This is a genomic window from Alicyclobacillus hesperidum (assembly GCF_900107035.1).
Lineage (GTDB): Bacteria > Bacillota > Bacilli > Alicyclobacillales > Alicyclobacillaceae > Alicyclobacillus > Alicyclobacillus hesperidum.
Genome location: NZ_FNOJ01000004.1, coordinates 1 through 21556 on the forward strand (window position 1 = coordinate 1; position 21556 = coordinate 21556).

Consider the following 21556-nt stretch of genomic DNA (forward strand, 5'->3'; position numbering starts at 1 on the left):
TCTGCCGCGGGCGCAGGATACGTGAGAGGGTTCGTCCTTAGTACGAGAGGACCGGGATGAACCGACCGCTGGTGTACCAGTTGTTCCGCCAGGAGCACCGCTGGGTAGCCAAGTCGGGAAGGGATAAGCGCTGAAAGCATCTAAGCGCGAAGCCCGCCTCAAGATAACGTATCCCATCTGGACAACAGAGTAAGACCCCTTGAAGAAGACAAGGTAGATCGGTCTGGCGTGGAAGCGTAGTGATACGTGGAGCGGACAGATACGAATCGGTCGAGGGCTTCACCCGCAAGCAAGGTCATTTCATAGCAGAAGCAAAGGTACATAGCAGTAGACAACCCGAAGCGCAGTTTGGTCTGAGCGAACACATCTGCAGGCGAAAGCCAAAGCCACGTGAGCGCCAGAACAAACGAACACCGCACAAGGGTTGCGTGAAACATCATCTGAAGCGCAGTTTGGTTCGAGCAAGCACACCGGCAGGCGAGAGCCAAAGCCACGTGAGCGCCAGGACAAACGAACACAGCGCAAGGGTTGCGTGAAACACCATCTGAAGCGAAGTTGGGTCCGAGCGAACACATCTGCAGGCCGAAGGCCGAAGCCGTGTGAGCGAGGAACCAACGAAGCGGACTAGTCTGGTGACCATAGCGGAGGGGAAACACCCGTACCCATCCCGAACACGGACGTGAAGACCTCCAGCGCCGAGAATACTTGTCTCGAGAGGGACTGGGAAGGTAGGTCGTTGCCAGGCAAGAGAGAACAGAGTCAGGCGAAGTGGCCTGGCTCTGTTTTGCTATATAGATAGTCCCTCGCCAACAGCCACCCGCCCGGCACATGTGCCGGTAAGACGACGTGTGGAAGGCAACGGTGAGTGTAGACCTAAGTTGAAGGGAGAAGTCCATCGTTTGAATCCGCTTTTGGTGTTCGATTTTTCAATCGACGTCCATCCGCCAAAACGCCTTGTATTTACGAATCCCATAAGCATTCATACGGCGACCTGCGAGGGAGATGTACCTAGAATCTTGCGCGAGGTAGAAGCCGCAGCCAAGGAAGGGTACTACGCAGCAGGCTTTGTAACTTACGAGGCGGCTCCCGTGTTCGATCCCGCATACCGAGTCCGCACCCCTGTGAAGCCGACGCTTCCATTCGCATGGTTCGCTGTTTTCGATCACGCCGCAGATTCCACGGCCTTAGCGGCGCACATAGGAGCAGGCGCTTATCAAGTCGGAACGTGGAGTTTGCAGACATCGCCTGAGAGCTATAGTGAGGCCGTGTGCCGAATACGCCAGGCCATTGCTGCCGGTGATACCTACCAGGTGAACTATACGGTTCGCCTCAAGGCTTCGTTTACCGGCGATGACTTCGCATTCTATGAGACGCTGCGATTGGCCCAACGGGCGCCATACGCGGCTTACATACGCAGCGATGATTGGTCCATCCTGTCCATCTCACCGGAACTCTTTTTTGCTCGTGACGGCTGTCGTATTACAACACGTCCGATGAAGGGAACGATCAAGCGCGGACTTACGCTTAGCGACGACGCCGAGCTTGCAAAGCGGCTGCGCAACTCGGAGAAAGACTGCGCCGAGAATGTGATGATCGTCGATTTACTTCGCAATGACATCGGCCGCATCGCTGTACCAGCTAGTGTGCGTGTACCAGCACTCTTTGAGGTCGAGACATATCCATCTGTGTTACAAATGACCTCGACCGTCGTCGCCGAGTTACGTGATGATGTTGATCTCGTTGGTATCTTTGAGGCCTTATTTCCATGTGGCTCCATCACAGGTGCGCCTAAAATCAGCACCATGTCTCAAATCGCAGAGCTAGAGGCCGAGCCGCGCGGCATCTACTGCGGAAGCATTGGACTTTTGCTGCCACAGGATCGCGCTGTGTTCAATGTAGCCATTCGGACTGTGGAACTTGATCGCGCGAGGGGCATAGCCACCTACGGGACAGGGGGTGGCATCACATGGGATTCACAAGCAAGGGATGAGTACGACGAACTCCACGCCAAGGCACAGGTGTTAAAGGATGCTGAGCAGGAGTTCGCTTTACTTGAAACCTTGCGCCTTGAGTCCGGAGAATATGCGCTATACACATACCATCTTCGACGCTTATTCGCGTCTGCGGAATACTTTCAAATCCCGTGCGATCGCGCCAAGGTAGAGCAGGCTCTTTCCGATTGCGCGCTGCGACATCCGACAGGTGCATGGCGAGTGCGCATGACGTTGGCGAGGTCTGGAGATGTAGAGGTTGAGATGGGCCGGAAGCCATTGGAGCCATGCGCCTGGAATCCGGCCGACGCGTTATCCAACGTCGTGAAGCCAGTTGTGTTGGCCCACATGCCCGTCTCATCAGCCGAATGTTGGTTATATCACAAGACCACCCGCCGCGAGTGGTATGACGCGATTCGTGCGCATTTGGGCGACCGATTCGATGCCATCATGTTCAATGAGGCTGGGGAGGTTACAGAGTTCACGATTGCAAACCTAGTCTACGAGTGGGAAGGAGGCCTTTATACGCCCCCAGTTTCATGCGGGCTATTGCCAGGTACATTGCGTGCATATTTGTTACAGGAAGGACGCGTTGTGGAACGCGTTCTGCATATCTCCGAAATCGCCATGGTCGACCGTCTTTGGTGGATCAATAGCGTACGGGGATGGGTGCCAGTCGAACTTACTGGGTCAAGTACGATTCCGCAAATAGAGGCCAAAGCTTCACGTGCTGATGGGTGATACTTTCGCGATGAAGCAAGCGATTGTACACGGTAAAGTCTCGATATTCGATCCGCCCGACTCGCATGAGCTCTCGGATGAGTGCAACATCTTCATATAGACGTCCGTCGGCAAACGAAAGGATTGGGAATCCGCCTACAACTTGTAATGTCGAGGTGCGATACACGCGCGGTCCCAGAGGCAATCGATACGTTGCGAGTTGTTGCATTGTGCGTACGGGTTCACCTTTTTGCAAGCCCGTCAACCGATAGCTTCCGCGCGCATCGATTCGCCAATTGCGCATATTTCCGTATAGCAAGTCGATGTCATCGTCCAACGTCAATAGCTGATGGCGAATGATCTGCACGGCGTGCGGATCGAGCCAGTCGTCCGCGTCCATTTCGAGAAGAAAGTCCGCCTTGATCTGTTCCATGGCGACATTTGCAGCGCGAGCTTTGCCTACGTTGTGCGGGAGTGTGACCAGCGATACCCTAGGTACGCGTTTCGCAAAGTCATGCAGGAGATCTTGGGAGCCGTCGGTTGATCCGTCGTCAATCAGCCAAATCTCGTGTAGGTCGTCGATTTGTGCCTCAATGGAGGCCAAACCCAAGGCGAGGTGTCGGTGCATGTTGTAGTTGACAAGCGCGATCGCGACAGTTGGACAGCTTGTATCAAGTTCGTTTGGACGCCCTGACAGTTGAGCGCGATAGGTCTGAAGAAGTTGATTGGCGCGTGGAGATCGGACAATGTTTCGGTCAAGCGTGTACGTCTCGTCCTCGGGAGCTAGCTCAGACCACGCGTAAAGCGCGGACACAGGATCGACGCGTAACAGGTGAGCCACTCGTTTCCAGTGGTTGGCAAGGATGTACCCTCGCATCGCGAGCACGCGTCTATCTAGACCATTGCCGCTAGCAATCGTCAAGACAGCGTACTCCTTATATGCAAACTCTTGTACAATTGCCGCCTCTGTAAGCTGCTCACCGGCACATAGGAACACATACATGGCGTTGTCATGGATGGCTTTGTACAAATCTTCGCGTGACCACGTGCTCATACCTAACCTCTGAGCCGCTGGTCCTGCATCTCCCATTTCATCTGTCCTCACGAGTGAGATGTCTTCGTACCGCCAACCATGGCGCAGTAAGGAGTGCATCGTAGAGCGCCACGCCGGGCAGGATGCGGATGTGAAAACGATGACTCGGCACATAAGTTCACCCCTATCGCCGATAGCGCCGGGGGCGGTGGCCGCCCGGCGCTATCTGTTACAAGATGCGGATAAAGTCAACGGCAGACCGTGCAACGTAGGTCGTCAGATTGTTGGTGCCATATCCATATCCGCCAGTCCCCAACTCGACCACAGCGAGAATTTCATTTCCAGCAAAGCTGACCACTGCTTCAATCAGGTTGTTACCTATGGCAATTTCAATGGTTTGCCCCAACAGTTGATTCAGTGTATTTGCCAGTGTCGGTTGCAAGTTCATACAAATCCCCTCCTCGCGTAACAAACTCCATTCAGGCTTGCTGTACGGATTGGATCCGGTTGAGTGGAATCAGTACCAGACTGCCAGACGGCTCTACCAATGTGGCATAATCTGACTGCAGCGAGGACAGTGTGCCGGTCAATGTGTCGAAGGGTGTCGTGATCGTTACTCGCTGGTCCAGCAGTTTTTGCAAGACGCCTGTTACGGTCGTCGGTCGCGACGAGGTGTTTGACAATGAGCTTGTCAGGCTGGCAAGCAAATTTTCAAGAGAGGTCAATACGCTGTTGAGCGTGTTGGTCAGCGTCGACGTAGCAGTCGTTAGACCGCTTTGAGTCAACGTTTGTGTAACGTCGGTCAACGCTTCCTCGACCGCTTGAATCAGAACCTGCGCGCGGTCAGCGGCCGTTTGGCCAGGCAACCGAAGTTGTGCCATGTCCATCATCCTTTCTGCGGGTTTGTACCAGTTGTATGGATGTGTACATGCATATTCCACGTATAAATAACTATTTATATAAAAATTGGATAATGTGAATGGTTGTGTTCAACATCAAAGTCTGTGTTTCCTCGAACCAGATGTCTGCCTCACACGAAATCTACGTCTCATCATACAAATAATGGTACGAAGGGATTTAGACGTCGATTTTGAACCACAGGGAGGGGGCATTGCGCATGCGCGTCCTCATGGTTCTGGATGAGTGGAACCTTGGTGGTACGGAAACACATGTGTTATCCATTGCAAAGACACTTTTGCGCAAGCATGTGAATGTCTTGGTTGCTGCTGCAGATGGTCCGTTACTGACGCGTGTTCGAGATCTTCAAATCCCGAACGTGCGTTTACCGAAGCCTGCATGGTCCACGTTGACTGCACTAACGGATAGCTATCGGCAAGAGACGTTGGCCATCTTACGCGACGTGATGATTACGCAACAAATTGACCTCGTCCACGCACACCAACTGCCAACGGGCCTTGTGGCATTGGCTGCTGCACAAGAACACGGGGTGCCGTTTTTGTATACCGTGCATGGTACCTACGAAGATCCAGACAAACTACACATTGTTCTGCGAGGCGCTTCTGGTGTGATTGCGGTCAGCCCACCACTCGAAACACAGCTTCGAAATTGGGGATATCAATCTGTGGTAATTCCCAACGGGGTGGATCTGAATGAATTCCATCCCGTTGACGAAGTCTCCCTGCGGACCAGACTAGGCCTTTGGAACGAGGCATTTGTCTGGTTGTATACAGGGCGTATAGCATGGGAGAAGGCGAAAATCGCGAAGACATTCGTCCTTTCCGCTACAGGGGTGCACAAGGCATATCAGGACGCGCATGCTCTGATCGTGGGTAACGGTGCCCAGCGAGCGGAGTTAGAGCAATTTGTGGCCAAGTGGAACGGTCGGAGACGTATGCCATGGGTTCACGTGCTCGGCGGATCGGATAACATGAATTGTGTCTACAATGTTGCAAATGCTGTGGTAGGGACAGGTCGGGTCGCACTTGAGGCGATGGCTGCAGGTAAGCCGGTCGTTGCGGTGGGATCGCACGGCTTTGTTGGCCTCGTCGAGCCGAAGACGTTTGATCTGGCTTGGAATATGTATTTTGGCGATCACGATGCCGTTCTGCCTGTTACACGCTCTGTCCTCACCCGCACCATGAGCCAAGTGACTGCGATGCGAGAAGTCTTACCTGCCCTCGGTGATACTTGCCGACGATGGGTTGCACAGCGATTTGCCATTGAGAAGGTATGTGAACCGCTGCTCGCGTTGTATGAGCGGGTGGGAGTCGGACCCACCCGTTAAGCATCTACCAATGAGCGAGATCGTCAATCATCTCGGCATAGGAAGGCACATCGGGACGAAAATCAGCGCGTGTATTTCGTAGTGTTCGATTGATTCTGGGCTCTTCCACGGCTACGATCTCGCGGCCGGCTTGATACCAAGTCTTCTGAAACATACACAACAAGTCATATTTTGAAATTGGGTGCGGCCCGGTTAAATGGACAAGCCCTGAAATCGGGCGTGTCAAGGCCCAGTTGATGGTTTTTGCGAGTTGCAGTGTGGTCACGCCGTTCCAAAATACGTTGCAAAAGCCAGATACCGTTCCTTGTTGTCGCAAGAACCAGGCAAGTAAGCCGGTTCCTTCGTTCTTTTGCTCGGGCCCAACGATGGAGGTACGGATGGTAAGGTGCGGCCCGGCCATGATCTCCCCTAACGCTTTGGTCCGTCCGTAAACGGTGTATGCGTTTGGCAGATCGCGTTCCGCGTACATGCCCGTTGCGCCGTCAAACACGCAGTCGGTACTGATATGAATGAGCCGACAATCGTATTCGTTGCAAATCTCGACGAGTTCGTGTGGGAACAGAGCATTGACGCGAATGGCCGTCGCGACCTCACGGTTCGCGACAGCCGGAAGTATCCCGACCGCATTGATGACGACATCTGGGCGGATGACGGCAATGAGCGTTTGGACACGTTGGGTATCTCGTACATCCAAGCGTATGATGTGGTTTGTCACAGGGTTTGCAAACTGCGGACACGTATGCAAGACCGTTCCAAAGGTGTCGTGTACAGCGTGCCTTTGGAAGTATTCATAGATCATATGCCCAGCCATGCCGCCGACGCCAAAAATAAGAATCTTCACGCTAAGAATCCCCCTCGCTCTAAGAGTGCGCGAATGTTATTTTCGGGTAGTAGTTGCATATTGGACTCATAGCTCGCAAGTGCAAGCGGATCGAGGCGGCCATATCTGTCGACGAGATCGGTGTTTGGATCCATCGGCAGCACGACGAAGTAGCGATCGTCCAATCTGTATGTGCGAGGCGCTTCTTGACGAGAGACAAGCACCTCGTGCAATTTCTCGCCTGGCCGAATGCCAATTTCTTTAATGGCAGGACTGTTTTGACCGTAATAGTCTGCGATCACGCTGGCGAGATCGAGCATGCGGCAGGATGGCATGCGCATGACAAATGTTTCTCCTCCTAACGACATCGTCGCGGCGTGGATGAGGAGGTCAATGGCGTCTTCGATGGTGAGAAAAAAACGAGTCATCGCGCGCGACGTTAGGGTGATGGGATGGCCATTTTGTAGCTGACGGATGAACAGTGGCACCACGCTACCGTGGCTACCGAGGACGTTGCCACCGCGGATGCAGACAAACCGCGTGTGTTGGCTTTCCGCGTTGGCTTGCAGGATCAGTTTTTCGCCGAGTGCCTTCGTAATGCCATACATGTTAATAGGCTCGACAGCTTTGTCCGTTGAGACGTCAATGACCTTCTTCACGCCGCATTCGATGCTTGCTTGAATGATGTTTTGCGTGCCGAGAATGTTGGTCTTCATCGCCTCGCGCGGGTGCCGTTCGCAGACAGGGACGTGTTTGAGTGCCGCTAAGTGAAACACGTAATCCGCACCCGAACAAACCTTGCGGACTGCATCGAGATCGCGAACATCGCCAATGAAAAACTGGAGGCGGCCCGTGTCTGCAAATGCACGTTCCATCTCCACTTGCGAAAACTCGTTGCGAGAAAGGATGCGGATTGTTTGCGGGCGATAGCGTAATAGGGTACGGGTCAGTTGTTTTCCCCATGAACCGGTACCTCCAGTGATGACGACGGTTTGTCCTTCAAACATCGCTCAGTCCTCCTGTCAACCACTGAACCACTTTTCGAGAGACCCTGGAATCGCAATATCCTTCGGGGCAAGCCCAATCCCGAGGCGAATTCGCCATCTGCTCCACACAGCTAGCGATGTGTTCTGGATCGTGGCCGGCGACGACGTTGCTGCCGCAGAGGACGGTTTCCGGGCGTTCCGTACTGCGGCGAATGGTCACGGCGGGTACGTGCAGGATGCAGCATTCTTCTTGGACCGTGCCGCTGTCCGTTATCACGCACCACGCTTGTTTTTGTAACTGCACAAAGTCAAACAGCCCGAGCGGGTCGATCACAATAAAGCGCGGATCTGCAAGCGGAATGTGAAAGTGCTGCAGGCGGTCGCGAGTACGAGGGTGAAGGCTAATCACCAGCGGCACATCGAAACGTTTCGCGACACGTTGCAACGCATTGACGATAGCCTGCAACCGGTCAACGCGATCGACATTCTCCGCCCTGTGCACGGTGACGACGATATAACGGCGCGGATGTAGTCCATATCGGTCCAGGACTTCGCTTTTGTCTATCTGTGAGCCATACGCCTGTAGCACTTCATAAATCGGATTGCCAGAAATCCAGATCCGGTGCGGCGCGATACCTTCGCGCAACAGGTTGTCACGGCTCATAGCGGTGTAAGGCAAGTTGAATGACGCGACCGCGTCGATGGCACGCCGGTTGATTTCCTCCGGAACGCTTCGGTCGTAGCAGCGGTTCCCGGCTTCCATGTGATAAACGGGGATGCCAACACGTTCAGCGACGATGGCGCACAATGCGGTGTTTGTATCCCCAAGGACGAGAACGGCGTCTGGTCGATGAGTCTGAAGGACTGCTTCAAACGCACTGAACATGCGTCCTAGCTGACTGCCGACTGTTCCCGTATGAGCACCGAGCGAGACGTCGGGACGTCGAAGGCCAAGCTGCTCAAAGAAAATGCCGGACAGTAACCGGTGATGATTTTGCCCGCTATACACGAGTACATGGTCGTGAAGCGTTTCATCAAGGCTCCGTATGATCAGGCTGAGTCGAATAATTTCCGGTCTTGTGCCACACAAGGTGAGAATTTTCATGGGCTTCCCCCTTCGTAAAGAAACATATTCCCTACAAGGGATATGCTGGATTTCTAGGGGTGCCAGGGCTTTCCACACCGTAAAACATTTGTTGGACTCATCGTCTACGGACTGTGCGGACAACTGCCTTTGCGGTGCGTACCTGACTGGCGTACTTTGGAAGATGAAAAGTGGGGGTGTATCTATGGATCAGCGAATACCTGGTTTAGTCAGCGTTGTGATTCCTGTATATAACGCCTTGCCCTATCTTGAAGCGAGTTTGAACAGCATCCTTGCGCAAACCTACCGTCACATCGAAATCATTGTGGTAGATGATTGCTCGACCGACGATTGCCCGAGGTGGGTGGCAAAGTGGAAGGCCATGCACCGGCAGCACTTGCCCTCCGAAGCATTTGTGTATTTACGGTTGCCACGCAACGTTAAACAAGCGGGAAGTGCAACGTGTGGATTATTTTTAGCACGTGGAGAATTTATCGCATGTCAGGCTGCTGACGACATTTCAGCTACCATCCGCATTGAACGGCAGGTCGCATACATGCGAGCAAATCCAGACGTCGATATGGTGGGTACGAACTATGCGACCTTCGCTGGGGAAAGTCTTGCCACGTCAACGCTAGCCTACTCAGGGTGGCTGCGCTTTGGACGCGAGGAAATTCGCGACGCCTATGCACGAGGGTTGCACTGTGTTTGCGATGGAACGATTCTATTGCGGGGAACAACCTTTGACGCCATCGGAGGGTGGACAAGGGCGCTTGGTGCAGCGTCGGATTTTGACTTCATCGCGAGGTATGTCACGCGCGGCGCGATCGTCGACAACATGCCAGACGTGCTCTATTACTATCGATTGCATGACGGACAGACGACACGACGCTTGGCCCGCGGAGAGGTCTGGTAAGCGAATCATGACAGCAGGGTAGGATTCGCCTAATCAGCCGCCGTGTGCTAGGATACTGGTTTATTGGATAGTCCATGGGGGGGACAATGGTGGTCGAAATGCAAATCGGACCAGTGGATGACGGGAAACCCGTTCATAAATGGTTGCGTTTGTTACTTCCTGGTATGCCGCTTTCAGGAATATATAAATGTATTCGCACAGGCCGCGTCAAGGTCAATGGCAAGCGCGCCAAACAGGAGACCGTCCTCGTGGAGGGCGATGTCGTTCATTTGTATATGGCAGAGGATGACTTTGCGAACTTAACTCGACCGAAGAGGCCCAAGTATGCCGGAGTGAGTCGAGATATCGAAGTCGTGCACGAGGATGCCGACATCCTTGTGGTGAATAAGCCTGTGGGCGTGCTCGTTCACCCCGCGGAGGGAGAATACGCCTCGACCTTGCAGGCCCGCGTCGAGGCGTATGTCTACGCCAACAGGCCTGTACGGGCAGGAGAGGCATTTCATCCTGCACCAGTACATAGGCTCGATCGCAACACGAGTGGTCTCATTGTGTTTGCCAAAACCTCGCGTGCAGCTAAGCGATGGTCGCAGGCATTTCAAAGTGGGGACGTCATCAAGGAGTACTGGGCTCTTGTCGAAGGTGAAGTGCGCCAACCAGGATTCGTCGAAGCCGCTTTGACGCGCGACGGCCAGGTCACCCGGATCGCGAACGACGGCGGAAAACGCAGTGCGACATATTACGAGCCTCTTGACGTCAGCCGAGGCACGTCATGGTTGCAAGTGCGACTCGAAACCGGCCGCACACACCAAATTCGGGCGCACTTGGCGCACATTGGGCATCCGCTCGTTGGCGATCTTAAGTACGGCGCGCGCCCGACTCGTGGCGAACCGTTCTTTTTGCACGCCGTGCATTTGCGATTGGCCAACCAGCTCGACCTGACTGCTCCCATTCCACAGCGTTTTAAGCGCAAGCTCGAGAGCTTGGGCTACGACCTGACGCGTTTGCACACACCTTGAGGCTACGATGAACTGCGGTGTTTGGAGATAGCATCGGGCACCGGAACGGGACGACGAGTTGTTGGATCGACGGTCACGATGACAAATTGCGCTTCACTGACCAAATACCCATTTGTGCCGGTGATGCGTTGTCGCATGCGGAAACTGGTGCGTCCAACGTCGCTGAGCCAAGTGGTGACCAGGAGTTGCTCATTTTGGTGCGCGGGTTGTCGATAATCGATCTCGGCTCGCGCTACCACAGTGATGAAACCCATGTTGGAGAGCGTTTCGTACGGCAACTGATGCTGCTCGTACCAATCTTCTCGTCCCCACTCGTAGTACTCCACAAACTTAGCGTTATTGACATGTCCATTCACGTCGATTTCGGTGCATCGAACTGTGATTGTGATTTGTGTGATTCCCATCTGCATTGAACCCCATTTAGCCAGATTGTCAGCATACATTGTAACGGGCTGGGAGAGTGTAAGCATATCAGACGCCGACAAGGAGTGGTCAGATTGCTTCAACTCCATTCTATCATGCGTGCCCGCGCGGGAATATGGCAATCGCTCGTGGTGGGCATGGTGCTGGCAAGTGGTTGTTGGCCGGCTACGGCATGGGCGGCTGAGCGCAGCCATCCACAGTCATCGTTGTATCCTTTGTACAAGTTGTATGGGTCCGAGTACGACGTGGATTGGGCCGTACTTGCGGCTATCGATCGGTATGCTGAGCTAACCAAGACGAAAACTGCCAAACAGGAAGCGCCATACTATGGTTTTTCATTTTATCCAGCGGCTTGGGCCGGCATTGCCAATCCGAATGCAGACGATATGTTTGCACCCGAGATCCAACTGTTTGGCGGCTTGGGTCAGGATGCAAATGGCGACATGCTGGCGTTGCCATTCGATCCAGCGGATCGGATTAAAGCTTTAGCCCATTGGTTGGATATGGAGTCGGGCGAAGACGAAGAGATTGCGATCTGGAACTTATTTCAGGATCCTGTGGCCATGGATCGCATCGACGGTTTTGCCCGGCTTTTTCGAACGTTCGGCCTGAGCCCGACAGGCTCCTGCTTTCCGATAGATAAGCGGTACAATTACACCGTCAAACATACATTCGGAGCAGGGCGTAGCTATGGTGGCCGGCGTATTCACGAGGGTGTCGATATCTTTGCCAGCTATGGCACCCCTGTGCTCGCTTGCAGCTATGGTTACGTCGAGTTGATGGGATGGAATCGCTTCGGAGGGTGGCGAATCGGAATTCGCGATGCGAACAACATGTACTACTACTATGCGCATCTATCTTCGTTCCAGAAAGGTCTGCATCAAGGCGATCTGGTGCGACCAGGACAGGTAATTGGCTATGTCGGTAGCAGTGGTTACGGACCGCCTGGGACTTCAGGAAAATTCCCACCTCATCTACACTTCGGTATTTATAAAGACACTGGTCTGCACGAGTGGGCTTTCAGTCCCTCGGGGTACTTAAGCCAATGGGAACGGCAGAAACAGCACGTGACGCGCGAAACAGTCTTAGAACGCAAAAGTTGAACCATTGCGTCGTTTCCGTTCGACAGCAGTCCCGAATTTTCGTTGAATGTGGTATTGTATTCGATGGACAGTCGAATGGAGAGCACGACTTGACAGATGGAACGGGTACAGCGTGAGCTCGCGCCAAATCGAGTCGCCCCTGTACCCGTTTTCTTTACGTCAATAAGCTCCTACCTTGGGGTGATAAAAACAGAGCCCAAGACTGCACGATTGTCGATGACCGTTAGGCCCGATCTCGCCCCCTGCGTCCGCGGCGAAAGTCGTACCTCCCAACGGTTCGTGGTATCTTTCCATAACATTGAAAGAGAACTTATGAGCCTTTCAGGCCGTCTTTTGAAACGTGTCTTGGGAGCGGCTACGTAAAGGTTGCCTGTGTGACGAAAAAAGGTTCTTGTTAGGGTTCGTCAGGAATCCTAGGTTCGCCACGCTTGCGGACTAGGTATCAAACGATGCTCGAACGGGCGAAGTAGGCTCCGGTTCCAGTGGTACTGGACGACAGTGGACAACCTATGTTGAGGTGGGAGTTGAAGTTCATGTTAGACCAGGTCTACCTGGCTGCGGAAGATGGTCAATCTTCCCAACCGTTTGGTGCACGCATTGCCAAATGGTGTACATACCTGCTTGTTGCGTTTCCAATTGTCGATTACACGTTGCGGCTTTCATTCATTCATCCAATTGGGTCGATTTGGGACAAGGTGGTACTTCTGCTACTCGCTATCGTGGCATTGAACCGTGTATTGCGTGGGCATCGTCCACCGGCATTCGGTTGGTCCAAATATGCAGGATGGTATATCCTGTATTTGGTTGCCTTGTTTTTTGCGGGGCTTGGCAGTCCTGGTGTCGCCTTCGATGGCTTTCGGGCCGATGTCTACTATATGTTGTTTGGCCTGCTCATGCCGTTTGTCATCGACCCGCAAGACGCGAAGAAGTATTTATACGCGGCTGCAACCGTAGCCATATTGATTGGCATTCATGGCGTTGTCCAGTATGTGCTGGCTCCACCTATTCCTCCAGGCTGGGTGGATGTGGGTGAACATGTTCGCACACGCGTTTTTTCCGTTCTCAAATCGCCGAACGAGCTCGGTGCGTACATGGAAATGATGACACCCATTATCTTCGGGCTTTGTCTAGGAGATCGGAGTCGGGCGCGGCGCATTGTGTATGCGATAGGTGGAGTCTGCTGCTTGCTCACACTATTGCTCACCTACACGCGTGGCGCTTGGATGGGACTTGGTATTGCATTGGTGTTGGTGGCCGTCGCCTACGAGCGCCGATTGCTCATCGTGATCGTCGTACTAGGCGTGATTGGTTTCTTTTTGCCGCCTATTCATCATCGCATCATGGACTTGTTTTCGCCTGTCTATTACATCAAGTCGTCACAGGGCGGTCGCTTAATTCGCTGGCAAACGGCGTTTGATCAAATGTCAGGAAATCCCTTATTCGGCGTCGGTCTCGGCCGCTATGGTGGTGCAGTTGCTTCCGATCACGGCTTTTCGATCTATTCGGATAACTACTACGCAAAGATTCTCGGTGAATCGGGGCTCGTAGGATTGGTGTTGTTCTTGGCGATGCACGTCCGTATCGTCGTCGAGGTGATCAACAAGACAGTACGCAAGGCCACTGGGCGGGATCGATATCTCGCGCTTGGTGGACTGATCGGTGTAACAGCGCTGTTAGTCCACGATGTCGTAGAAAACGTGTTTGAGTATGCGCCGAACTTCTTGAATTACTTCCTCATGCTGAGTTTGCTCCTCTTATGGGGCCGTACCCTAGAACGACAGGAGGAGAAGCATGAATAAGTCGAAATCGATTCCTGCGACTATCGTTCGTTGGATCTGGTTTGTCTTTTGGGCATTGTTTGTCAATGCCATTTACGTATGGGTATTGCGTCCACTCGTGGATGACCTTGCGATGTACGGTGTACTCTTGGTCGCTGCCATCGGTGTCGTTTGGCTCTCCACAATCGACAGATCGCTGCGTCGATCGTGGGTATCATACACGTTGTTTGTTCTGATGCTAGCACAAGGATTTGCGACGCTTTCGTTTGGAAGCACAGCGAAGTTGATCGCAGTCACCGTTGTCATGATCGTCGGTTTGTGGATCATTGCCGTTTGGTTTGGCAAGACACGTCCGTGGGCTTCGCTACTTGGCGGCATCGCGGTCGTTCTGTCGCAAATCGTGTTGCCGCTCAACGATTGGGCGTTTTTGCCGCACTTTCGGGTGCTTGATGATTCGCATGTGAATTTGCAGGCGCAAAACTCACCGGAAGCTCCTATGGCTATCGTTCCGACAAACGGTGGTGACGCAATTATCACCATCGACGGTTATGTCCCGTCTTCGACCGAATTGGAACAGATGGCTCTTGCGGCCACTGATTCGCCAGATGCGTTGTTCAACGTTTTGCAGACGGCGGATGGTGAGTACCAGATCATTGAGCTTAAGGACGTGAACGGGAAGCTACAAAAGGTCAATCCGACACCTGCTGATTTGGCGGAAGTGAATCCAATGGATCTTGTTCGGGCCTTTTTCCCCTACGAAAAGGCCAATTGGTACGTGAGTCATGGTCGTATTTATGAATATTTGACCCCTTATCTAACGGATTCTGAAGCCGTGCAGGCTGCACTTGACCCGGCCGCGTATCCGGCTTCGTTCCAAGCCATCGCAAATCAAGCGGCAGCCGCGGAGACGGCGAATTGGAATGATTGTCTCGCGCAGTTGGGCGTTACACCGCATCGCACAGGCGTGTATGTGCAGAATGATCAATTGCTAGGCACGGATGCCGGACGTCCGATTTCGATCCCGGTCAAGGCAAGCAGTGTCGTAGGGATTGGACACTTTACAAGCACCCAATCGGATCAGGTGTTGCTTGTTGGTAACAATGCACTGCATATCGTCGATTTGCAAACTGGAAAGGTTGTCGCGACGTATCGTGGAACGATTGGCAGCCCAGTGCCGAACGACATCAAAATTGGGCCGATCACGAGTGGTGGTCGGGATGCGATTTTTGTGAATGCCTCGCCGGCGTACATCTTGACGGTGCGGGCAAACGGGCAGTGGCAACGCGTGTACACCGCGACGAGTCCGACGTTCCGGTTCGAAACGGTGCTTTCAAATGGAAAAGGAGCGCCGGAGATTGTCACTAACGATCCATCGATGATACGGAATTCTCCCATTCGCTATTTCTCGGCGTATCGTTTCGTTCCGGATGGGAATGGGCACGGACAACTTGTGCGCGACTGGCGGGTGTTCCGTACGAATGTTGTGAACGTGACACCGCTTCGTTTGTCTTCGTCAGCTCCCGATGCGCTCGCGCTGGATATTTACGGAACGGGTGACTACTTGGTCATCGCTCGTACAAACTGGCCACTATTACCACTTTCATGTGTTGTGTTGGCACTGATATTCATAGGCGGATGGTTGTACAGACCTTCGCGGCGCAAGGAGGGGGAACGCCGGTGAGAGGCAAGTTGGCAACGCTGACAGGTACGGTTGTTTTCTGTGTTGCGCTTCTGGTCGGTTGTGCACCCGGGGTTCAAAAGGCATCCATCGCTTCCGGAACGGCGACAACCATCGTGAAACCTGACGTCTCTTTTGCACCACTTGTCGCGGCGCTGCACAAGAGTGAGCAAGCACAAGAGTACAAGTTGCTGACGACGGTAACGATACAGAACGCGAACTTGAAGACCAGTTTTACGGAGTACGGAACTCTTCAAATGCCCAATATGGCCAATATTCAGGTGCATGAAAACAACTTTAATATTGGGTTGTATCAACAGGGGCAGGTCGCCTATCAACAAGATGGCACCGTTTGGTCGAAAACGGAACCGGTTGCAAATCTGGATGCTTATCAGGGGTATGCTGATATTATTGATAAGGCCATGCAAGACCATCTTCAATTGGCGCAAATGGATAGGACTTACGTCGTGGATGAGTATTGTGATGTCTACCGCGTGATCGTGCCTAATGGCGTTGCCGGTCTACCTACCTTTCTGCAGCAGACGCCAGGCACTTCGATCCCGTCCATTGCTAGTCACAGCAGTCCGGTTGAGTACATCTTCTATGTGGGTGAATCGAGTGGGTACATCCGGCAGGTCCAAACCCAGTCGGTCAACGTCGTCGACGCTGTTGGTTCCTTGTCAATTCAGACGTCCACCATTTTTTCGGATATTGACAATGCGCAATTAGCGCAAGTTCAAATACCTTCATCCCTGGTTGGTCAATTGGAACATGGTGTTGAATAGTTGCCAAATTCGGTGATGTGGCGTACAATGCTTGCATGACCTATCGCTGAGTTCCGTTTTTGGGAAGCGGAGGACCCATGGTAAGTGGGGTGAATCGAGATTCTTAGATCTCGTAGGGTATCCTACACCCGAACCCGTCAGCTAACTCCGTAAGCGTTGTAGGAAGATCAAGCGTGTTCCAAAAGGAACTTGGCTGAGGATCAAATTCAGTCAAGGAGCTGGTCGAGATGGTCGTAAAGCCAGAATTGCCGCAGTATGTCCGCGATATGGAGATTCAACTTGCGCTAAAACATCTGGGGCGCAAGGAAGGCAGAGTCCGTAACGTGCAAAGCGGCGATACGGAAAAGCAAACCCTACGTTAACGTTGATTGATGTCTGTAGCGCTGCGGGGCGACCCGTGGCGCTTTTTATTTGAGTTGAAGTTTCCTGACGGTTTGAATTCGCGATGCCAGAGGTATGTCTGGACGCGGATCATTCCTTATATGCAGACTTTGCACAAAAATTTTTGGCGATAGGTTGGCTTTATCGCAAATGATACGGTATAATAGCGCGGGTAATTACAGTGGTCCTCTGTCGCGTGTGTGGACATGAACACTTGTGGGAAGGAGGTCTGGCCATGAACTTGCTACGTTCAGTGGTGGAAGACCAGATTCGCTCTGATATTCCAGAGTTTCGCCCTGGTGACACTGTTCGCGTACACGTGAAGGTCCGAGAAGGTCAACGTGAACGCATTCAGGTGTTCGAAGGCGTCGTCATTCGTCGACGCGGCAGTGGGATTAGCGCCACGTATACTGTGCGTAAAATTTCGTACGGTGTTGGCGTGGAGCGCACATTCCCATTGCATTCGCCGAAGATCGAGAAGATTGAAGTGGTTCGCCAAGGCAAAGTGCGACGCGCAAAGCTGCATTATTTGCGCGGATTGTCCGGGAAGGCGGCGCGCATCAAAGAAGTTCGGCGGTAAGCAACTGGGCGCGGAGGGTTTGCCTCTGCGCCCTTTTTGTATCGGTTTCGGTTGGACATGCTAAACGTAAAACCTAACATATTACATATAGGGAGGGAGATCCGTGCCTGTACAATGGTACCCCGGTCATATGGCGAAGGCTAGGCGAATCATGGAGGATCGAGTTCGACAGGTGGATGTTGTCATAGAACTGGTGGATGCTCGTCTCCCGCTTTCCAGCCGCAATCCCGCGTTGCAAGATCTGTCGTCCAAGAAGCCACGACTTGTGGTAATGACGCGCGAGGATCTGGCTGATCCACGAGCTACACACGCCTGGCTGGCTGCGTTCGCATCTGACGATATCTTGGCCGTTCCCGTCAATACGACCAACGGTAACGGTTTCTCGCAAGTTCGGGATGGTTTGCGTAAGCTTGCCGCAGCGAAGATTCAACGCGCTATGGAGAAGGGTCTGCAACGCTCCGTCGTGCGTGCTATGGTTGTTGGGATCCCTAACGTCGGGAAATCTTCGTTTATTAATCAATTTGCCAAGCGATCCGTCGCAAAGACAGGAAACAAGCCTGGCGTGACACGCACGGAACAATGGGTTCGGATGGGCGATATTGAGTTGCTCGATACACCCGGTGTATTATGGCCGAAAATTGAAACGCCTGAACAAGGATTGCGTTTGGCGATCAGCGGGGCGGTTAAGGACCAAATCTACGATATGGAAGAGGGCCTTGCTTTCTTCCTGTGTTTCGCGAGTCAACATTACCCGGACCTTTTAATACAGCGATACGGCTTGTCGCATATTCCTGTTGTCGAGTGGACAGATTTGCCGACCGTGTGGCCGCAGATTGCGGATATGATAGAGGAGATTGGGCGCAAGCGCGGCATGTTGGGCCGTGGTGGGGTGGTTGACGAAGAACGGGTGGCAAAGATGGTTATCAAGGAAGTACAAGATGGTGTGCTTGGGCATATGACATTTGAGTGGCCTCAATCAATTGAAGATGATCGAACCGCATTGCGATAGAGAAAATAACATCTCCTAAGTTTGTCTGGCGTTTGCATGTGACTGGCCGTAGACTGGATGTTGAGGAGGCGGTTGCATGCTGGGATCTCGCCAGGCTTGGTACAGTCGTGCGCGTTTTGATTCGGCGATGGCCGGTTCGTTGACAATCGCCGGCGTAGACGAGGTTGGCAGAGGGTGTCTCGCGGGCCCAGTCGTGGCTGCGGCGGTCGTTCTTCCGCTCGAAGAAGATGCGTCTTTAGATTTGATAGGTGTGACGGATTCCAAGAAGCTCACTTCAAAACGGCGCCAGGAGTTGGCCAAGCTCATACGTCAACGTGCAGTGTCAATCGGGATCGGCGAAGTCAGTTCACGAGAAATCGATGAACTCAATATCTTGCGCGCCACCCAACTTGCTATGGGACGAGCCCTCGCAAAATTGGATGTTCCTGTCGAGCTGGCTCTTATTGACGGCCATGTGCCGGCATCTACACATCTGGCGTGTCTACCCGTGATTGGAGGCGACATGCGGTCTCTGTCTATTGCGGCAGCTTCTATTGTGGCAAAAGTGTATCGCGATGAATGGATGATACGGTTACATCGCGAGTATCCTCAATACGGATTTGACAGCCATGTTGGATACGCGACGAAATTGCACCTGAACGCGCTTCGTGAATATGGTATCACGCCGTATCATCGCTTGACGTTTGCACCCGTTCGAGCTTGCCTAGCCGATAGGAGGATGGAGGAAAGTGGATAATTCCCCAATCTCGTCGGGAAGGCTGGATCGTGCGCCGGCACCGACGCAGGAAGTCCGTCCCGCGCCTAGGTTGCCTTTGGATCGTACAGATCAAAGAACCACCGAAGGGTCTGTACGCGCCTTACCGGAAGCCGCACTGGTTGCACTTGACGAGGAACTGTTCTCATTAGAGCAGCACATTCCTTATCGATTGCTGCAAAATCCGATATGGCTGAAGGCAGAATGGGCGTGGAAGGCATTGCTTGTGCAGCATTTATTTACGTCCCATAGCGCCGTTTCGAACACGCATCTCGAACAGCAACGGACGCTACCAAGTGTCGATGAGGAGAACATTCCGGTAGAAGATGGGGCAATCATGTCTGGTGAGGCAGTTGCGACCTCGCAAAGTGAGCAAGTGAATCATTTTGAGCGAGCGGTTCAGGCATTATGGGGCATACTCTCTGACGCGTCTGAGTCTAGTTCCACAACGAAAGAGGTTTCCTTGCAAATGCAAACTGATCCCCCTTTGCTGCCTTTCGCTTCGGTTGGGAATGAGGTCTTTGCACAGGCACATAGTGCCGCTGATCGTCGTCGCATTGAACATTGGACATTGCAGGATAGACTTACAGCCGCTGTGATGGATAACGCATATGAACGTCGGGGGGCAGGATTGTTTTTTTTGCCCGGCCAAGACAAACCTCCCTATCGAGCTGTCAAGTGGGAGGCTGAGCGGCGCACGAGAATCGGTCATGCAGGTAAGTTAGTTCATCGCATTCAAATTGATCTCGAAGTTAACGGCTCGCCGGTTACCTGTCTTATTACGGCGCAACGGCCACAAATGTTTGTGCACTTTACAAGTGATAATCTTTCGATTCATCAATATCTCGCAGATGGGCGCCAAGCCCTCCAAAAGCCCTTGGCCCAGCATGGTTGGGAACTTGCAGGATGGTCTGTCAGTACACATGAGGAGGTCTTCTGACGTGGTGCAAAAGCGTGCCGTGGCGCTGCGTTATGACCGGCAACGCGAAGGAGCGCCGAGAGTGGTTGCGAAGGGTGCCGGCGAAGTGGCTGAGGCCATCATCCACACGGCAACAGCCAATACGGTCCCGATTGTAGAAAATGAGGAACTTGTCGACACCCTTATCCGCCTTGAGGTCGATCACGTTATTCCTCCCGAGTTGTATCGGGCAGTTGCCGAGGTTCTGGCATATGTTTACCGATCTAAAAAACAGCAGTAACTCGATCGCCATCGGCAAGTTTGGCGAAAAATTTGTGGAAAATTATCTGATCCGCTGTCTCGGCTGGGAAGTAATAGATCGAAATGTCCGTTCACCATATGGCGAAATTGATATTGTAGCAAAAACCGGAACAACATTCGTGTTTGTCGAAGTCAAGACGCGTCGGTCAGATAGGTTTGGCGCGCCGCTCGAGGCCCTATGCAACGCACAGTTGATCCGCCTTGTTCACCAGGCTGAAGGATATGCGGCGCGCCTTTCTCGCGATATTGCGCAACATGTCTGCCTAGACGTGGTAGGTCTCCGTATACATCGGAACGTCGTGGTCGATATCCAGCATGTGCGAATCTACCCGGATTAAGTCGATTTACACGGGGAGTGTGCGGAATATGTACCCTTTTGCTTTATAGTCCTTAATAATGGTCGGGATGGCTTCCACCGTGTACCGACTGGTACTGATGCCATCGTGAAATAGGATGATGGAACCTGGGTGAGCTTCCTGCTCAACGCGTTCGACGATACTGCGGGAGGATTCGGCTTTCCAATCTTCCGAATCGACTGTCCACAGCGCGATCGGATGGCCAAGGCGGTGGACATACGCGATTTCATCTGGCTTAATGGAACCGTAAGGTGGTCTGTAATAAACTGGTTTTTTGCCGCAGGCGCGAATGATGGCCGAGTCTGCCATTTCGATATCGCGAGTCATTGTCGTGACAGCTTGTTTTGCGGGATCTGTATGCGTAAAACCGTGGTTTCCCAATTCATGCCCTTCGCGCTCCATACGGCGGACAATGGCAGGGAACTGTTCACACCGGTGACCTAGGACAAAGAATGTAGCCGGTGTCTTTGATTCGCGAAGGACATCAAGCAACTTGGGCGTGTACCGCTCGCTTGGGCCATCGTCAAACGTCAGATAGAGTACTTTTTCGTTTGTTGGTGGCGTTTGCGCATTTGTTGTCGCCGGGATGCAAAACCAGCTCCCGATCGAGGTCAACGTGAAGTATGTCAAAAGCCATCTTTTTCGTGTAAACCGCAAACGTGTCTCCCTCCCGCGAAGT

At 53.0% G+C, this 21556-nt stretch carries 23 protein-coding genes, 2 rRNA genes and 1 riboswitch; of the genes, 17 read left to right on the forward strand and 8 right to left on the reverse strand.

Annotated features, from left to right (window positions below; genetic code table 11):
- From BLU70_RS03720 to pabB, 3 genes are all read left to right on the forward strand, one after another.
- Positions 1–286, forward strand: a 23S ribosomal RNA gene (locus BLU70_RS03720); the annotation flags it as partial.
- Between the two features lie 342 nt (positions 287–628).
- Positions 629–745 (forward strand): 5S ribosomal RNA (gene rrf / locus BLU70_RS03725).
- A 154-nt stretch (positions 746–899) separates the two neighbouring features.
- Positions 900–2732 carry an aminodeoxychorismate synthase component I gene (pabB, locus tag BLU70_RS03730; RefSeq protein WP_143027476.1) on the forward strand — a complete coding sequence of 611 codons (1833 nt, stop codon included), beginning with the start codon at positions 900–902 and terminating at the stop codon, positions 2730–2732.
- Here pabB and BLU70_RS03735 read toward each other — a convergent pair.
- The 3 genes from BLU70_RS03735 to BLU70_RS03745 all read right to left on the reverse strand — a co-directional run bounded on the left by BLU70_RS03735 (position 2674) and on the right by BLU70_RS03745 (position 4625).
- Entirely contained in the window at positions 2674–3765 is a 1092-nt protein-coding gene (locus BLU70_RS03735; RefSeq protein WP_074692161.1) for a glycosyltransferase family 2 protein, read from the reverse strand. The genes pabB and BLU70_RS03735 overlap by 59 nt on opposite strands.
- Before the next feature lie 208 nt (positions 3766–3973).
- Complete coding sequence (locus BLU70_RS03740) at positions 3974–4192, reverse strand: hypothetical protein (RefSeq protein WP_074692166.1); 219 nt, start codon at positions 4190–4192, stop codon at positions 3974–3976.
- 31 nt (positions 4193–4223) lie between these two features.
- Positions 4224–4625, reverse strand: a complete 402-nt coding sequence (locus BLU70_RS03745) for a hypothetical protein (protein ID WP_074692170.1) — start codon at positions 4623–4625, stop codon at positions 4224–4226.
- A 236-nt stretch (positions 4626–4861) separates the two neighbouring features.
- Here BLU70_RS03745 and BLU70_RS03750 point away from each other — a divergent pair, with 236 nt between their 5' ends.
- The gene (locus BLU70_RS03750; protein ID WP_074692173.1) at positions 4862–5989 is read left to right on the forward strand and encodes a glycosyltransferase; all 1128 of its coding nucleotides are present in this window, start codon (positions 4862–4864) and stop codon (positions 5987–5989) included.
- A gap of 4 nt (positions 5990–5993) precedes the next feature.
- On the opposite strand, the gene BLU70_RS03755 is transcribed toward BLU70_RS03750, so the two are convergent.
- The 3 genes from BLU70_RS03755 to wecB are packed head-to-tail and all read right to left on the reverse strand — an operon-like array spanning position 5994 to position 8900.
- Positions 5994–6830, reverse strand: a complete 837-nt coding sequence (locus BLU70_RS03755; protein ID WP_074692178.1) for a dTDP-4-dehydrorhamnose reductase family protein — start codon at positions 6828–6830, stop codon at positions 5994–5996.
- The gene (locus BLU70_RS03760) at positions 6827–7816 is read right to left on the reverse strand and encodes a polysaccharide biosynthesis protein (protein ID WP_074692181.1); all 990 of its coding nucleotides are present in this window, start codon (positions 7814–7816) and stop codon (positions 6827–6829) included. Before BLU70_RS03760 ends, BLU70_RS03755 begins: the two co-directional genes overlap by 4 nt.
- The gene (gene wecB, locus BLU70_RS03765; protein ID WP_074692184.1) at positions 7809–8900 is read right to left on the reverse strand and encodes a non-hydrolyzing UDP-N-acetylglucosamine 2-epimerase; all 1092 of its coding nucleotides are present in this window, start codon (positions 8898–8900) and stop codon (positions 7809–7811) included. The genes BLU70_RS03760 and wecB overlap by 8 nt, the downstream gene beginning before the upstream one ends.
- A gap of 184 nt (positions 8901–9084) precedes the next feature.
- Between wecB and BLU70_RS03770 the strand changes: the two genes are divergently transcribed.
- Together BLU70_RS03770 and BLU70_RS03775 are read left to right on the forward strand one after the other, a co-directional pair.
- Positions 9085–9795, forward strand: a complete 711-nt coding sequence (locus tag BLU70_RS03770) for a glycosyltransferase family 2 protein (RefSeq protein ID WP_074692188.1) — start codon at positions 9085–9087, stop codon at positions 9793–9795.
- Positions 9796–9881: 86 nt separating this feature from the next.
- Positions 9882–10811, forward strand: a complete 930-nt coding sequence (locus tag BLU70_RS03775; RefSeq protein WP_006447086.1) for an RluA family pseudouridine synthase — start codon at positions 9882–9884, stop codon at positions 10809–10811.
- 2 nt (positions 10812–10813) lie between these two features.
- On the opposite strand, the gene BLU70_RS03780 is transcribed toward BLU70_RS03775, so the two are convergent.
- Positions 10814–11215, reverse strand: a complete 402-nt coding sequence (locus BLU70_RS03780) for an acyl-CoA thioesterase (protein ID WP_040289524.1) — start codon at positions 11213–11215, stop codon at positions 10814–10816.
- A gap of 84 nt (positions 11216–11299) precedes the next feature.
- Here BLU70_RS03780 and BLU70_RS03785 point away from each other — a divergent pair, with 84 nt between their 5' ends.
- The 11 genes from BLU70_RS03785 (at position 11300) to BLU70_RS03830 (ending at position 20859) form a co-directional block, all read left to right on the forward strand.
- The gene (locus BLU70_RS03785; RefSeq protein ID WP_083341141.1) at positions 11300–12337 is read left to right on the forward strand and encodes a M23 family metallopeptidase; all 1038 of its coding nucleotides are present in this window, start codon (positions 11300–11302) and stop codon (positions 12335–12337) included.
- Between the two features lie 533 nt (positions 12338–12870).
- On the forward strand, positions 12871–14136 hold the full coding sequence (locus BLU70_RS03790; RefSeq protein ID WP_040289523.1) for an O-antigen ligase family protein: 1266 nt from the start codon (positions 12871–12873) through the stop codon (positions 14134–14136).
- A complete protein-coding gene (locus tag BLU70_RS03795; protein ID WP_074692192.1) occupies positions 14129–15796 on the forward strand; it encodes a hypothetical protein in 1668 nt (555 codons plus the stop codon). Before BLU70_RS03790 ends, BLU70_RS03795 begins: the two co-directional genes overlap by 8 nt.
- The gene (locus BLU70_RS03800) at positions 15793–16578 is read left to right on the forward strand and encodes a hypothetical protein (RefSeq protein ID WP_244885108.1); all 786 of its coding nucleotides are present in this window, start codon (positions 15793–15795) and stop codon (positions 16576–16578) included. The genes BLU70_RS03795 and BLU70_RS03800 overlap by 4 nt, the downstream gene beginning before the upstream one ends.
- Positions 16579–16612: 34 nt before the next feature.
- A riboswitch (cyclic di-AMP (ydaO/yuaA leader) is annotated at positions 16613–16749 on the forward strand.
- Positions 16750–16805: 56 nt separating this feature from the next.
- Positions 16806–16940: a hypothetical protein gene (locus BLU70_RS14870; RefSeq protein ID WP_272942623.1), complete on the forward strand. Its 135-nt coding sequence runs from the start codon at positions 16806–16808 to the stop codon at positions 16938–16940.
- Between the two features lie 254 nt (positions 16941–17194).
- Positions 17195–17539, forward strand: a complete 345-nt coding sequence (gene rplS, locus BLU70_RS03805; protein ID WP_040289522.1) for a 50S ribosomal protein L19 — start codon at positions 17195–17197, stop codon at positions 17537–17539.
- A 103-nt stretch (positions 17540–17642) separates the two neighbouring features.
- On the forward strand, positions 17643–18548 hold the full coding sequence (gene ylqF, locus BLU70_RS03810) for a ribosome biogenesis GTPase YlqF (protein ID WP_006447079.1): 906 nt from the start codon (positions 17643–17645) through the stop codon (positions 18546–18548).
- A 76-nt stretch (positions 18549–18624) separates the two neighbouring features.
- Positions 18625–19284, forward strand: coding sequence for a ribonuclease HII (locus BLU70_RS03815; protein ID WP_074692196.1), 660 nt, complete (start codon positions 18625–18627; stop codon positions 19282–19284).
- The gene (locus tag BLU70_RS03820; RefSeq protein WP_074692201.1) at positions 19277–20242 is read left to right on the forward strand and encodes a hypothetical protein; all 966 of its coding nucleotides are present in this window, start codon (positions 19277–19279) and stop codon (positions 20240–20242) included. The genes BLU70_RS03815 and BLU70_RS03820 overlap by 8 nt, the downstream gene beginning before the upstream one ends.
- A gap of 1 nt (position 20243) precedes the next feature.
- Positions 20244–20501: an EscU/YscU/HrcU family type III secretion system export apparatus switch protein gene (locus BLU70_RS03825; protein WP_006447076.1), complete on the forward strand. Its 258-nt coding sequence runs from the start codon at positions 20244–20246 to the stop codon at positions 20499–20501.
- Positions 20473–20859, forward strand: a complete 387-nt coding sequence (locus BLU70_RS03830) for a YraN family protein (protein ID WP_074692206.1) — start codon at positions 20473–20475, stop codon at positions 20857–20859. The genes BLU70_RS03825 and BLU70_RS03830 overlap by 29 nt, the downstream gene beginning before the upstream one ends.
- 6 nt (positions 20860–20865) lie before the next feature.
- Here the strand turns inward: BLU70_RS03830 and BLU70_RS03835 are convergent, their stop codons facing one another.
- The gene (locus BLU70_RS03835; RefSeq protein ID WP_244885109.1) at positions 20866–21534 is read right to left on the reverse strand and encodes a polysaccharide deacetylase family protein; all 669 of its coding nucleotides are present in this window, start codon (positions 21532–21534) and stop codon (positions 20866–20868) included.
- Positions 21535–21556: the final 22 nt, after the last annotated feature.